This is a genomic window from Nitrobacter sp. 62-23 (genome assembly GCF_001897285.1).
In the GTDB taxonomy this organism is placed as follows: Bacteria; Pseudomonadota; Alphaproteobacteria; order Rhizobiales; family Xanthobacteraceae; genus Nitrobacter.
In genome coordinates, this window is the sequence record NZ_MKSM01000099.1 from 17,265 (window position 1) to 30,949 (window position 13,685).

Sequence of the window (13,685 nt, forward strand, 5' to 3'; positions counted from 1 at the left end):
GCCCGCGGCGCTTCCTTCGAAGGAGAGAAATTTCCGGATAAAAAGTCGAAATAGAGAGACGACCCCTACTTCTTCGGCGACTGCAATCCCGGCGAGTTTGCCCATTTGTAGAGATTTGCAGCAGCATGCGCCGTATCGATCTTATTGAGCAGATCATCTCGTTCCCGACCATCCGGAAGGGAGCCAGCTTTCGCACTGGCATCGGCAATGAAATCTGAAAGACGCTCTTGAAACGGTTTCTTGAAACGCTGCCGTATGCACATGGCGCACTCCTTTCCAGGGAAGAAGGCGGGAGCGCCACTGGCGTTCTCATCACCGATGGAAGCCAAGGGCCGTGCGGTGATGGATGCTAACATTTCGAAACAGGATTGGTTCACCAGGCTTCACGGGGTCGTTTATCCTGACGCGGAACGGAGTGATGCAACGCTGAGTTAACGTGCAAAGGGTTTATTGAGAGAAGGAATGGTCCAATGACTGCCATACTCAAGGTTTTCTTGACGCTGGCCGCCGGTCTCGGCGGTCTGATTCTGAGGTCAATTCTCGCCTCCGTGGTGTTCTTTTTACGTATGCCGGCATACGCGCATTCCACCCGCCGCACACGTCATCCTTCACGAAGGTAATCGGTACACGGGATAGCACATCACCTTCCGGACGGACGTGAGGTGAGGTTGAGCCGCTTCGACGGGTTCGCAGCGAAAAGACCATATGCCTAGATTAGCTGCAAATTAGCTGGAAGGCCTCCCGCATCTTCACCCCTGATATGTCCAAGTTGGGGGGACGGCCGGCGGTGAGATAGCACGTCGGATCGAAGTTGACGGGGCTATTAGCGGATCCCGGCGCTTAATAATATAGCGCTTTACACAGCGAAAGACGGCACGGCGCCCATCGATCGGGATGAAGTCGAAGCACTCACAACGTGCGCAAGAGCCTCATTCTCATGCCCCAACGGGCGTCGTGCCGGTGGTTTGTGATGGCGCGTGGCATCGGATCCCGCACACAACTCACATAACTAATGTGGTGGGCCACATCGCCAGCGAACTAAATCAGGGACGGCCGCAACAACGACCGGGGTATCAACCGAGGAAAATCGCCAACAAAATGACAACGGTGGCCACGGCCGCTGTGGCGATCATCCCTATCTTGATGAAAGCCTTAAATTGCCGCTCGTGCGCCGGGTAATCCATCCCTTCCGATGTCGAATACACGATTTCGCTATGATCTGACATGTCAAGTCTCCCAAGGTAGGTTGAGCTTGCCTCACGAGCTTAGCGCAATCTCCATTGCTGTCGATCCTTCAGCGCGTCACGATCATGTGACACATTTGGGTAATAGAGCGACCTCGATCCCTACTAGTCTCAATCACCTGAACAACGAAACGTTCGCGGAATCAGTAGGGGATCGCGGTCGCAGCGTGTTTAACAGCAGGCGAAGAAGTCGTTTTGTGGCTTTTACGCAATGCGCTGGCCGTCACAGACCGGATGTCGACAACTTGCGACCGCGATCCATTGAGCCTTCGGCGTCCCTGAGGACCTTACATCGCTCCGCCTATAGCCCAAGGTTTTCGCAACGTGCGGGAACATTGTCGGAACCAGCGTGTAATCTAAGAAAATAGGAGGATCATCATGGACCACGACAGGGCTGACCGAATGCCTCAGCAGCCGACAAACAATCTGTTCCTCGTCGCAGGCAGCTTCGGGCTTATCGCATTTATTATGGGGTTCGGACTTATTGTTGCGGCCAGTCTCGGATTTTTTCACTGAAGACTGCCGCATCAATCACGGAAAGGCTGGTTGCAGGATCCCAGGTCTGCGAGGTGTCTAATCCCAGTTCCACCCGTATCCGAAGCAAGTCGCCGGGTGTGTTGGCGTGCCAGTCCGCGGCCGCGTGCACGATCCTTTCTGGCTTGTTGCTGTCAGCACCTCTGAGACCAATTAGGAAACCTCCCGAATAGAAGGATTTCTGCTTCATCGTAACTGCAGGGAAGATGAAGCAGAAATCCGGACCGGCCAAAGTGGCGACAGAACAAGTAAGAAGGACGTCCGGCATGGAGCATGGTGATGCCTCGCACCCCCAAAGATTTAGCCGATCGGATGGCAACGGCGCACGCCCGATCGCTGGCCGACGACGGATTCACGCGAGAGACGTTCACCCAGCCGCGAGAACAAGCTCGCCAGACAGCGAGAACGTTTCTCGATCGCTGGCCGGGGGCGGCCTATATGTCAGCCGTTGAATCCTGGCGGGAACTTCCGGGGGGCGAGATCGAGTTCACGATGAAGCGCCTGCGGAGCGCCGATTGACCGCGTCGCGGATGAAACATCGCGTTTGAACCATTGATCGATGTCCAACGTCTCATCACCGCTGGGAAATTTCAGGACCAGCCTTAGGCCAGCGCTGCCGGCGAACATACTCCGCCGGCTAGCGCTGTGCGTCGTGAAAGGTCGCCAAGGCATTGGAGGCGAACCTTGGCGACCATTCTTGACACGGATACCGAGCAGGCCAGCCCAAAGGGCTCTGCTCTGAGGATCAGGTCAGGAAGATCGCCAACAACGCGATAACAGTGGCGGCGGTCGATGCGAAGATCGTTCCTAATTTGACGAAGGCCTTATACGTTCGCTCATGCTCCCGATAATCCATTCCTTCCGCCGTCGAATACACAGGTCCGCCATGATCAGACATGCCAAGTCTCCAAATGTAGGTTCATTGCCTCTTTCACGACGGTGACCATGACTCTCGGCCGCCGCCATGCGACGCAGCAACGATACATACATTCGATGTCTATGTTTTTGCTCTAGCCCAAAGCAATGCGTGGCGTGGATGGCTGCCCAGGCGCAAATGGGACAACGAAAATGGCCGCCGGCCAAGGACCAGCGAGCCGAGAGGGCGCGGCCAGCCCGTGCGGGTAAGCCGAAAAAGCTGCGTAAATATTTAATAGCCCGCTTCCGGCAAGGGCCGCCAATTGGAGCGGCACCGCAACCCAGCCCCTATCAGGTGCCGCCGCGTCGTTGACGACCGTGACACGCAAATGTCTGACCGCAATCGCGGACACTCGATCTCCGGCCGCCGCGCTGCTCGTGACCTGACGGATCTGATCGCGAGGCGCGGCAAACCCGAAGATGATCGTCTCCGTCGCCGGCGCGACTGGCAGAAGAAGAGCAAACCCTGCTTGGAGCCTAGGGTTTGTATCTTTGTCCTTGGTGGGGATCGACAGGCAGTTGCAGGGTTGAGTCGCTCTTACAGCCGAGCGACGCAAGCCCGACCTTCTTCTGCTCCCTGTCCTTCACGGCCTTAGCGTTCGTCGAGAGTTTCGATTTGCATCCGGCTTTTTGTCATGCTGGAGATGGCCCTCCCTACAGCGCGGGGGTCCACCTGTTACGATGGCGATAAAGCCTCGACAGGCTGAAGTTACCGACCTCTTGTCGGCCCTTCCGAAAGATGGCGATCGCGTTTTGAACACTCATCTCTGAGACGATATCGGGCCTGCTCCCACAAAGCATGACAAGTTCGAAAATAAGGTTGGTAAGTGCCGGCATATCGGCCCATTGCTGCGTCTGATAGGGTTCCTCCCAATGAGCCCAGGCCCAATCTTCAATGAGGTAAAGGCCTTCACTCTTGAGAAAATGAAAAGACGCCTCAAAGCTTGCTCGGGAGAGCTCATATTGATGAGAGGCGTCGTCGATAATCATATCTATTCGTTTTTCAGGAAATTCCGTCTTAATGATTGTCTGGACGCGCGCAGTGTCGCCTTGTGATGTGTTGTAGTATAATTTTACACGATCCGTTAGACCATGGTCCCGTATCAGCCCAAGGACCGCAGGGCTCGACGGTCTAATATCGATGCCGACGAATTTGATGCGTTCCTCGATTGCGGCAAGAAGCAGGGCTGAGCCACCTTCGAAGATACCAAACTCCAGGATATTGGTAACCGCGTTATCACGAATTAGGTTCTTGTATCGATCAATCATCCCGCGATTCTTGATGAGCGCTATGGAATCCTTTGTTGTCCTGGCGTCATTGAAGTTCTGTCTAATCAGGCAAAACTTCATACCGTTGATCACGAAAGTATTCTCATCGCTCCAGACTTCGTCCATTGGGATCCCCCATCGATTAAAAGCGTCGCTGCTACCTGCCCTGCGGAACACAAAGCCTCTCCTGCCAGATAAGCGGTGTTTTTTCTCCTTTCTCTGAAGGTCCCCGGCGCAATTCCTCGTTGGCAACGTGCATGCCTGGCGGGCATGGCCACGCCATCGTCATCGTATCGTTGGCGGGTTTGCATCCGGCACCAGCCGCCGCTATCGAGATGGAAGAAGCGCCAACGGGACACGTCTTTGGATCAATCCGGGTTGGCCACGTTAGCTTGAAAGGCGAAATCGTCGGGTGCCGGCCCACCGCGTTAGCTATCACTTTGAGCCGTCGCACGCCTTCAGACAGCGTTGGCTGAATCCAGCCACCTTCGGAACTTTCGTTCCAGGCATAAATCACAACGCTCTGGAACCGATTGTTGCGCGGATTGTTAGCCGCCTCGTTTATTGCGTCACGGATTTGCCGCGTCCATTCCACATCGGTAGCAGGCTGACACCAATCAGGATTGGGCTTCCGACTTTTCTTTTCATGAGGATCGCGTAAAGCCGGACGATAGTCCCATCCAAGTGTAACGGTTGGCAGAAAGCCTCCCAAGCCATTTTTAGCTTCAAAATGCCATGCGTGCTGTGCAAGAGCGGCGCAACTGGCGTACGAGAGAGATTTTCCATTCGCTCCAAGGGCCGTCGCATATGTACTAGTCGCATCAAAACCGACCGCGTGGGCAACCGGCCCTGATTCAGATAGGTTGAAAAGTAAGGCAACCAGATAAAGATTTCGGCCAGTTGCCGCCTTAACTCGCTTTCTCAAATCGGCCATGGCGGTCTTTGCGCCTTGCTCGCCGCCCAAACCTTCTAGCCACGTCGAGATCGAACCAACAAGGAAAAACACTGGCGCCGAGCCGTCATTCGTACGCATGTAATCAGGCCCGGCTAGCGCCTTGGTGATTGCAGCGCTAACCATCGGCACGTCACGAGAAGGAAATGACAGGTTAAAATTCAGAGCGTACTTGATGCCGAGTTTGTCCGGGAGGCGAACAAAATTTGTCAGCGCCTGATTAAGCGCCACCGCACGACTTGGATCACGTCCCCAAGCAGCGCTCTCCAGGTAATAGCCAAAGATAAAATAATCCAGGCCTGCAGCCTTCGCGTAATGCACATCGGCATTCAGTACTCTTTCGGTATTGCCGGGGAAACCCAGATTTCCATCTGGCAGACGCTCGGTGTAATACGGAACGCGCTCTCGCAATCCAGGGTCGGCCAAGACCTGCCCATAAGGACTGTCGAGACTCCAATTATCCCACCGAATGGCGCCTAACGTTACCTTCGTTGACGAGGCGGTTGCTGAGGCGGAAGGACTGCTTTTGTCCACCTGCTGGGCAGCGGCAGGGAGCGCCGAGGCTGCCGTCGCAAGCACGACAAACAGACGTATCGCCCAGTATGGAGCTGTCCACATCATCGCCTTCCCCTGGCGTCCTAAGCCACCATCATCATACGGCTCCAGATATTTAGCCGGGCGGGTGTGATACCTGCGTTTCGATTTCCGAAGGGCTTTCGAAGTTTCGCCTGGCGCATCGCGCGCGGCATTGCACGAGGCAGGCTCGCCCCTTATTCAAGGGGTAAGTCAGGGCGCTAATGTGGCGATGGACCCAATCGCAACCGTTCTGTTTGTAGTCGCAAGTTTGGCATGACAGCGACGCGGGTGAATGCACATCGCTCATGATCTCTGGCGAGGCGCCCCCTCAAGGATGGACCACGGTCTGTAAAAGGCAGGCCCATCCCGCGACCATCGTGCATTGGTCGCGGATGCTGTAGCCAAGTCGTTGGCATGGCGAATGCCACTTCCTTCGTTTCAGTAGAACGCGTCACGCGTCACAGACCGCTTTCCCTGCGGACCCGGCTTGACTGTATGACAGTCATCCGCTAACGGTATTCATGCATAATAACTGCATCCGCCGCTCCGGAGAAATCCGCGAGCGGTTTTTTGTTAGGCAGCATTATGGAGACTGATTTATCAAAGGCGGGGCAGAGTATTTTGTTTTCCGTACGAAGGGTAACTCGATGTCAAAGCGCGTAACCAAGACCAAAGCTTGTAGGGATCGGGAGAGATTGGGAGTGCTGCGGGTCAAGGATCATCGGAAGCTGGAGGAACGCATTCTCAGATTACTCGATCGATACGAGGTCTCTCCAGAGACGGATAAGCGTTGGCTGAATATTGGACGATCCTGCATTGAACAAGGGTTCATGGCGATCAACCGTTCAGTTTTCGAGCAGAGGCGAACTGAATTGCCGGAGGACTGATGGAATTCAACACTGCGCAACCGGCGAGAAACTGATCCTCTCCCGCTGTTCGTGAATTGAGTGGCTGATCATCTTCTATTGATGTCACGCGCTCGGCCAGACGGAAACGAGCGCGTTTTTATGCGTGGCGCGTTGTTTGCCGCCAATCGGCGGCTCAAAGCCTCGACCTGTAAAGGATGATGGTGTGTGGTGCGGATTCCATGAGTCGAACATGGTCCTGCGTCGTTAACGCGCCGCTCTGCCGCTGAGCTAAATCCGCGAAACGAAGTCACCGAACGGAATATAATCGGTCGGCGACTTCGTCAAGGTGGGCCCGGACGTAGGGCAATGTCCGGTGAAAAAGGCGTAGCACCCCGGGCGGTGCGCACAACAATCGATTAAAATTAAGCTTTATATCGGCGCTCGGAGTTAATTCGGGAACCCAAACGCCAACTTCCAAGAGGCCTCGAGTTTAGCCACATAGCGGCCAGATGAGCGGAACTGCGGATTGAGGTAAACCCATTCCGGCCAAATGATGCGAGTGCGAACATGAGCGCAGCCGCCTTTGCTGATTGTGTTTGTCCCTCCTAACCAGTCGATCCTGCTCAATACCGGGACTCCCCAATTGGCGCGGCTGGGTATAGATTTCCTGCATCGCATGTGGAGTATCGCGATGCCCAGTACCTTGAGAGACCTGCCCTATCGAATGGCGGCGCTCCAATTCCAGCGTGCCGTCGGGGAGATGGAAGTTTGGAGCGCGAATAGCGACGATTATTCCTTCGCAATCAGTTTCTTTAAAAGTTTTAGCGGCCCCGGATTTCACGGAAGATCAGGCTATGTGGCGTCATGGCGTCCGCTTTACGGAGGCCGTCGCGCAATCGGGATCACAGGATCGCCATTTAAGTCTCTTGAAGAGGCTGAGGTCGCCTGCGACGCGATGCTAGAGCATTTGGTAGGCGACTAATTTGGCTAGATACGATTTTGGGATCGCTTGACAGGCGATGGCGTTGGGCGAAGCGTTCATTCATCCGGCTGCCGACTTGGAAGCGACGAGCAACCGGCGCGCTCAGCACGCGTTCCGGGCAACTCCGGTTCCGTCGCGGGAGTGGAACTCGCGCGCGTTGACGCACCCTCATTGCCGCGACCTTTGATACGCACGTTAACGCCTGCCGTTCATCGTGGTGACAGGAGGCAGCTTACTGAACTGCCACCATTTTTTTGTCGCGCCTCGAAACCAACATTTCACAGCCGCGTTGGCGGGTATGTCTCGTTATTTCATTCTTGCAATAACGACCGGGCTGCTCCTGCTTATCGGATTGTTATGGTGGCTGCTCGCCTTCTTTCATACGGTGCACGCTCCGGCCCGAGGGATCGCGGCGGTGCGAACATTTTCCGCGCCGATCGCGTTGCTCCGTCCTGACAAAGGAGAATCCCATGTCCACCGAAGCAAGAGCCGGCAACCCAACCCAGATGGCCGCAATAAAACCGATTACGCCACGAGACTTATATGATGCCCTGCGGGCAGCGGCTGCGGATTTGGACGCATACGGCAGCACCTTGGGGAATGATGGAATCGTTGCGCTCGACGGGCGCTTCGACCTCGTGGCGATGGCAGACTATCTTAATGGAGTCGCCGAAGCCGACTCTGAGAATAATATGCAAACGCCGTAGGCTGTAAGCGATGCTCCTCTTGCTCAAAGGCTCATTCACCGACGGTGAGATCGTGCCACTCACCCTGAGTGATCGTGTTCGTCCGGGCATTTCATGTGATCGAGCTTATTTCGAGCTCGCCCCAAATAGTTCTGTATGAGTTTGTTCGATAGTACACAATGATGTAGTCGCAAGCATCGTGAACGGTCATTGCGACAGTTGTTTGCTCTACACTTTACCTATTTGAAGCACTCTGGAATTTTGTCCATCGCGCTTTTAGGCGGCCGGCTCGCGCAGACTTCTGGTGGCGTTAATAGCGCGGTCAAGGCGGCAAATGCGCTGAAGCTCAAATCCGAAACTCGGTCAGTATTTGCTACAAACTTGTTGCAGACCGCATATAGTTCTGCGCAACTCGCTCGGTCATCGCAAATTCAGCGCCGATCCACGGCAAGGAATGCCGTATCCAAGAGCCTGAAGCGCTCCAAGCCAAAAAAGCCGTCAGCCCCTTACGGCCGCTAACGGCTTTCTCGTCACTTAGCTTCGCGTGCTACGGAATGATGTCGCTGCGGCCCGGCGGGGCGTGCTTGATGCTTTCGCCACTCTTCTTTTCTTTTTCGGAGAGGTGCTTATCCGCCTCGTCCGTTAGTTCTTGCATACTCTTGCCGAGGGTCTTCTTCGGGTCCTCCTTCGGCTGTCCGGCAGGAGGAAAGTTCGTGCTGCTATCGCTGCCCATCTGCATCTCCTTTTGCTGAGAAGGAGACAACGGCACGCTCCGCAATGCGTTCCTCAGGAACCTCCGTTCCATTGTTACGGAGACTTCACGTCTGCTGGTTACTCTGCCGCAATCGCGACAGACTGTCGCGCTGCCGTGCGACCCTCGGCCTTGCGGATGGACCAGACACTATCGGCGGGGCCGTTCTTGACGCGCCACGCGGTAGCGGTCGCTACCCAGGCGAAGCAGAGCGCGCCGATGAAGGCGACGATATCGACGCCGACGGTCGCGGCGCTGCCATGCGCCCACATTCCAAGCATAGGGAAAGCCCAAGCCAGCAGTGTGGTCAGCGGAATGGCAACGGTGAAGGCGGCGCAGAGCCACGTCAAATGCACCGCCGAGCGCGCCGCGCCCCATGCGAAGGCCCATGTTATTGAGCCGAGAAACACCGCATAGTAGATATATGCGTGCCACGCGTCGAGATCGGCGACGCGACCATGCAGCCATTTGGCCGCAACGATCGTAAGCGAAAGGCCGGCCACACAGCCGAGGCAAATGCCTACGGTCGCGCTGCCCAAAAGGCGCGTCGAACGCGATTGCTCGACCTCCCCTTCCTTGCGCGCTTTCTTCCGGCGTGTCTCGATCCATAGCAGGTTGCCGCTATAGAACAGCCATGCGCCGGAAAATCCGAGGAAGAAATAGGCCCATATAATCGTTATCCCGCCATATTCCCCGGTGTGCAGCGCGAGGATCACTGTTCCGACTCGTCGATCCAGATCTTGGCGCGATGCGCGGTTATCTTTGATGAGCGTGCCGGTGACGGCGCTGAGAATGACGCCTCCAAAGCGTGTATCCCCGACGTAGCCGCGCTCGGCTCCAGCGAATTTAGCGGCAGCGGCTTTGTCTCCAAAATTTCTGAAGACCATGACTTTAGGCTCGAAATCGGGCACCTGAGCGTTCAGGCGTTGGAGCAACTGCGAAGGCGGCATCATCGCGCCTGCTTCGCCGGTCGGCGGTGGCGCGCGCCACCGCTCGAGATCGTGTGCCATCGCGATCTTTTGCTTTCCGCCGAAGATTACGCTTTCTTGCGCAGACCAGAGCGGAACGCCAAACCCCCATGCTGTCGCGGTGACAGCAATCACAAGGTGAAACGGGAGCGCCGTAATCCCGACGACGTTGTGCGCGTCCAGCCACATGCGCTTGAGGTTCTTGCCGATCCGCAGCTCCAGGAAATCTTTGGCGAGCGACGGGAGTAGCACGATCACGCCGGCGATCAACGTCACGCCGTAGAGCAGTGAAACCACTCCCATGAAATAGGAGCCCCATGGGTTCGGAATCCCGATGCGCATGTGGACGTCATTAATGAACTCCGCTAGGTCGGACGGCTCCTCCTGCTTTGCCATTAGCGAGCCATCAGGCTTGAGCGTTGCCCACCAGTGTACATGCCCGTGCGGCTGACCCGCCTCATGCGGCTCGTCTTCTACCCATGTCACCCGCGCAGGCTCGTTCTCGTGCCCCCGCAGATGCAGCGTGATGCCTTCCTCCCGAGCTTCAGGATAGGCGGCGGCTACCAGTTCGAGGAGACGGGGCGCGTCCTCAAGCGATACCGCCTCCACCCCCACGGCGGGCGGCGATGCCCAGCGTGCGATTGGCTCCTGAAACATCGTGAGCGCGCCCGCATAAAAGGCGATAAACAGAGCGAGTCCGCAACTGACGCCGATCCAAGTGTGAACGGTCTTGTAGAGCTTGACGATCTCAGCGCGGATCATGTCGCCCTCACGCGAAGAAATAGAAGCGACAGGCAAACAGCGCCGCAAATGCGATCAGGTTCGCCGCGCCCAACCACGCCCAGGCCGCGCGCCCGCTGCGAAACAGAAAGCAGAAACCGAATACCATGATCCAGACGAACGCCTCCAAATGGCGCATCAGCGAGTAGCGTCCGCCCGGTGCGTTGATGCCGCCCGGACCCAGATAAGCGTAGAGACCGACCAGCGAGAGCGCCAAGCCCAAACCCAGGATTGCGCCGGCGCTGGCCTTGCTCCACCAGTCGGGGCGAATGCCGCCGGCCATTTCAGTTGCCCCGGCCGAAGCTGCGAAGGGCAGCCGAATAAGGAAAGACGAAGAGACAAACCATCGCTACGTGCAGCGTTACGAAGAAGCCAGCCAAGGGCCGCAATGCCGCAATCCATGAGACAAGACCGGCCCCCAGCAGCAGACTCGCCGCCGCCAGAAACGGCCATCGCGATGGAAACCACGACAACCATTTCTGGTTGGGGCTGGCAAGGTAGCAGCACGCACAGCCGCAGATGGTCAGCGTCAACGCCAGAATCACGACCATGATTCAGAAATTGAACGTGGTCGAAAGGCGATAAGTGCGCGGATCGCTCTTATAAACACTTCCAATAACATGCATCACCTTCCAGTAGCTGTTGTCAAAGACGTTATCGACGTTGAAACGGATGGTAATTGGCTTGGCATTCCAAGGCGATGCGAAGGTATAGCGGGCACCCAAATCAAACTGCGTCCATGATGGAACGGTCAGGTTCGGTACGCTGTTAGCGACCACGACATCGCTGGTATAGGTCAGGCGCCCGGACAAGGTGAGACCATCGATAAACGGCGTGTCCCATTCGCCACCGATCACCGCACGAAAGTCCGGAGCACCGGCGGCCTTTTTGCCGTCGAAAGTGCCATTTGCGGTTTTCGTTCGGCGAGCGTCGAGGAAGGTAACGCCGCCAAGCAATCTGACGCCCTCGAATAACTCGCCATAGGCATTCAGCTCGATACCACGGTTTCTCTGTTCGCCGTCCAGCGCCAGCGTCGGCAACCCGCCATTGGGATTGGCAACGGAGAGCGTGCTCGGTTGGCTGATCTGGAACGCCGCCAAAGTCGTTGTCACGCGACCCCAATCGACCTTCACGCCCGTCTCATACTGCTTGCTCTGGTACGGCGGAAATACCGCCCCGCTATTGGCATAACGACTGCCGGCGGTCGTGCCCGGTTGAAGGTTTTCGATATAGTTTGCGTAGAGGGAAACGTTTTCCCAGGGCTTTACGACGACCGCATAGGATGGCGACCACGCCGATGCTTTGTAGTCTCCAGCAGAGCCGACGATGCTAATTCCTCCAAAATATTTCGTCTGTATTTCTTGATAGCGGACCCCGGCGATAAACTGAATTCGCTCATCGAGGATGGACAGCGTGTCGGCGATGCCGATGCTCGAGAGGTTGATCTCATTCGCTTTACGAGGATTTCCTGGATCTGCCGGGATCGGGGCGAGCGAGAAATCGGGATTGTAGATGGTTCCGACTGGGACAATCGGGCCGACACCATTGGTCGACCTGGCCTGATTAGTAAAGCTTGCGGCGTATTGAACCTGCGACAGATCGAGGCTAAGCGCATGAGCGATGGGACCTGTATCCGCAGTGGCCCTGACGCCGCCCTGCACGGACAAGACATCGTAGCGCTCGCGATACGATTGCGATCGAATGCCGATCGCACCTGAAGAGTTGAGCAACGTAACATTTCCCACATTGCCGAAGGCGTCGTATCGTTGTTGACCGACCGCCCCGTAGGCCGTCACATTGTCGAGAATGTCGACTTCGCCCTTCACCATACCCAGCGTGATCTCGTGTTCGGATCGCCCCCATGGTGGCGAGAGGGGTAGGCTGGTGCTCGGCGCCGAGGGAACCTGTCTGAGATTTGCCAGGCCGCCGGCTACGTTGCCGAGGTCCATGTTCCTTGCGGGCGCGGTCAGGCTTTGGAACTGATGTGCGAAGTCTGCCGACAGCCGGACCCGTTCGCCACGGTAATCGAGATTCAATGCCGCGTTCCGGAACTTCGACTGTTGGGTATCCACCGCCGTATTTCCCCCGTCGAGAGAGCCGTTGAAACGGATGCCGAACTCCTTGTTATCGCCAAAGCGTCGACCTAGATCGACATGAGCGCCGAACCGCGAGTCCGACATATAGCGGGTGGTCAATTGCGCCAGCGGTTCGTCGCCGGCCTTCTTGGTGACTAGATTGACAGAACCTCCTAGGGCCCCTTGCCCGGCGAAAGCTGCGCCCTTCAACAGAGCAGCAGGGCCTCTCAGCACCTCGACGCGTTCGATCCAATCGGTGCTCGGGAATTGCATCGGCGACATCGCCGGCAACCCGTTCAAACTATGCCCTGCCGCGTAAGTCTGGGTCATGAAGCCTCGAAAGCTCCAGAATTCATTTGTGCTGCCTGCGGGACCCGAACTGGTGATTACCGAAGATTCATTGGCTAAGACGTCCGACAGCGTGCGCGCCTGCTGGTCCTCGATCAGCTTCTTGGTGTAGCTTGCCTGGCTGAACGGCGTGTTCATCACGTCGCGATTGCCGAGCATTCCGACCTGACCGCCCCTCGCAATCTGTCCCCCTGCATAAGCCGGCATCAGCGTCATCGTGGAGTTAGGATTACTCGCACCCTGTACATCGATAGTGTCGAGCGGGATCGCGCCCGCTGGCAGCGCGCCAGCGGTAACCGCAGCACCCGGAGGTTCGATCGCAACGGTGCTCGCGTTGGTGAAGCGATAGGTGAGCCCGGTTCCGGACAGGAGACGGTTGAGCGCTACCGCAGGCGTCAGTACGCCGCTGACGCCGGGCGAACTCTTGCCGGATGCCAGGGTTTGATCGATGAAGATTTGTACGCGGGTCTGCCGCGAAAATGCGATGAGCGCGCTGGCCAGTCCCTGCTGCGGAATATTCAGCTTGAGGCTGCCGGCGCTCGCATCGACGCGGGCGGGTTGCACGTTCTGGGCCTTGGCGATATCGGTGGTCATTGCCGATGCAATCGCGGTTCCCGCCATCAGCAGCGTCCGACACCGGGTAAAACACGCGTTCCGGCTTCCGTTCTCACATCTCATGCCCAATCGCCCCCGTCTTCAACATTTGTTGACAGAAGGTCAGCGAGCCCGGCGCGGCCTTCTCTGTGTTGAAGACGAC

Annotated in this window: 14 protein-coding genes and 1 tRNA gene; 3 read left to right on the forward strand and 12 right to left on the reverse strand. The window is 56.8% G+C overall.

The features are described 5' to 3' along the window. Positions 1-65 precede the first annotated feature (65 nt). From BGO16_RS09625 to BGO16_RS09635, 3 genes are all read right to left on the reverse strand, one after another. On the reverse strand, positions 66-356 hold the full coding sequence (locus BGO16_RS09625) for a hypothetical protein (protein WP_292618465.1): 291 nt from the start codon (positions 354-356) through the stop codon (positions 66-68). Positions 357-1,073: 717 nt separating this feature from the next. Then, positions 1,074-1,226, reverse strand: coding sequence for an aa3-type cytochrome c oxidase subunit IV (locus tag BGO16_RS09630; RefSeq protein ID WP_292618466.1), 153 nt, complete (start codon positions 1,224-1,226; stop codon positions 1,074-1,076). Positions 1,227-1,725: 499 nt separating this feature from the next. Further along, positions 1,726-1,968, reverse strand: coding sequence for a hypothetical protein (locus BGO16_RS09635; protein WP_292618467.1), 243 nt, complete (start codon positions 1,966-1,968; stop codon positions 1,726-1,728). A gap of 89 nt (positions 1,969-2,057) precedes the next feature. Here BGO16_RS09635 and BGO16_RS09640 point away from each other — a divergent pair, with 89 nt between their 5' ends. Continuing rightward, positions 2,058-2,297, forward strand: coding sequence for a hypothetical protein (locus BGO16_RS09640; RefSeq protein WP_292618468.1), 240 nt, complete (start codon positions 2,058-2,060; stop codon positions 2,295-2,297). Between the two features lie 226 nt (positions 2,298-2,523). Here BGO16_RS09640 and BGO16_RS09645 read toward each other — a convergent pair whose 3' ends face one another. The 4 genes from BGO16_RS09645 to BGO16_RS09660 form a co-directional block, all read right to left on the reverse strand. Then, positions 2,524-2,676, reverse strand: coding sequence for an aa3-type cytochrome c oxidase subunit IV (locus tag BGO16_RS09645; RefSeq protein WP_292618470.1), 153 nt, complete (start codon positions 2,674-2,676; stop codon positions 2,524-2,526). Positions 2,677-3,347: 671 nt separating this feature from the next. After that, complete coding sequence (locus BGO16_RS09650; RefSeq protein ID WP_292618471.1) at positions 3,348-4,088, reverse strand: class I SAM-dependent methyltransferase; 741 nt, start codon at positions 4,086-4,088, stop codon at positions 3,348-3,350. 31 nt (positions 4,089-4,119) lie between these two features. Then, positions 4,120-5,535, reverse strand: coding sequence for a hypothetical protein (locus BGO16_RS09655; RefSeq protein WP_292618472.1), 1,416 nt, complete (start codon positions 5,533-5,535; stop codon positions 4,120-4,122). 1,029 nt (positions 5,536-6,564) lie between these two features. Beyond that, positions 6,565-6,636 (reverse strand) — tRNA-OTHER (locus tag BGO16_RS09660). A gap of 285 nt (positions 6,637-6,921) precedes the next feature. Here BGO16_RS09660 and BGO16_RS09665 point away from each other — a divergent pair. Next, on the forward strand, positions 6,922-7,320 hold the full coding sequence (locus BGO16_RS09665; RefSeq protein ID WP_363091790.1) for a hypothetical protein: 399 nt from the start codon (positions 6,922-6,924) through the stop codon (positions 7,318-7,320). Between the two features lie 470 nt (positions 7,321-7,790). Then, entirely contained in the window at positions 7,791-8,027 is a 237-nt protein-coding gene (locus BGO16_RS09670) for a hypothetical protein (protein WP_292618473.1), read from the forward strand. 526 nt (positions 8,028-8,553) lie between these two features. Here the strand turns inward: BGO16_RS09670 and BGO16_RS09675 are convergent. The 5 genes from BGO16_RS09675 to BGO16_RS09695 all read right to left on the reverse strand — a co-directional run bounded on the left by BGO16_RS09675 (position 8,554) and on the right by BGO16_RS09695 (position 13,549). Then, positions 8,554-8,739, reverse strand: a complete 186-nt coding sequence (locus tag BGO16_RS09675; protein WP_292618474.1) for a hypothetical protein — start codon at positions 8,737-8,739, stop codon at positions 8,554-8,556. 98 nt (positions 8,740-8,837) lie between these two features. Further along, positions 8,838-10,487: a PepSY-associated TM helix domain-containing protein gene (locus BGO16_RS09680; protein WP_292618475.1), complete on the reverse strand. Its 1,650-nt coding sequence runs from the start codon at positions 10,485-10,487 to the stop codon at positions 8,838-8,840. Positions 10,488-10,494: 7 nt separating this feature from the next. Then, positions 10,495-10,788: a hypothetical protein gene (locus tag BGO16_RS09685; RefSeq protein WP_292618476.1), complete on the reverse strand. Its 294-nt coding sequence runs from the start codon at positions 10,786-10,788 to the stop codon at positions 10,495-10,497. A 1-nt stretch (position 10,789) separates the two neighbouring features. Further along, the gene (locus BGO16_RS09690) at positions 10,790-11,056 is read right to left on the reverse strand and encodes a hypothetical protein (RefSeq protein WP_292618477.1); all 267 of its coding nucleotides are present in this window, start codon (positions 11,054-11,056) and stop codon (positions 10,790-10,792) included. A gap of 3 nt (positions 11,057-11,059) precedes the next feature. After that, positions 11,060-13,549, reverse strand: coding sequence for a TonB-dependent receptor (locus tag BGO16_RS09695; RefSeq protein ID WP_292618478.1), 2,490 nt, complete (start codon positions 13,547-13,549; stop codon positions 11,060-11,062). Between the last annotated feature and the right edge of the window lie 136 nt (positions 13,550-13,685).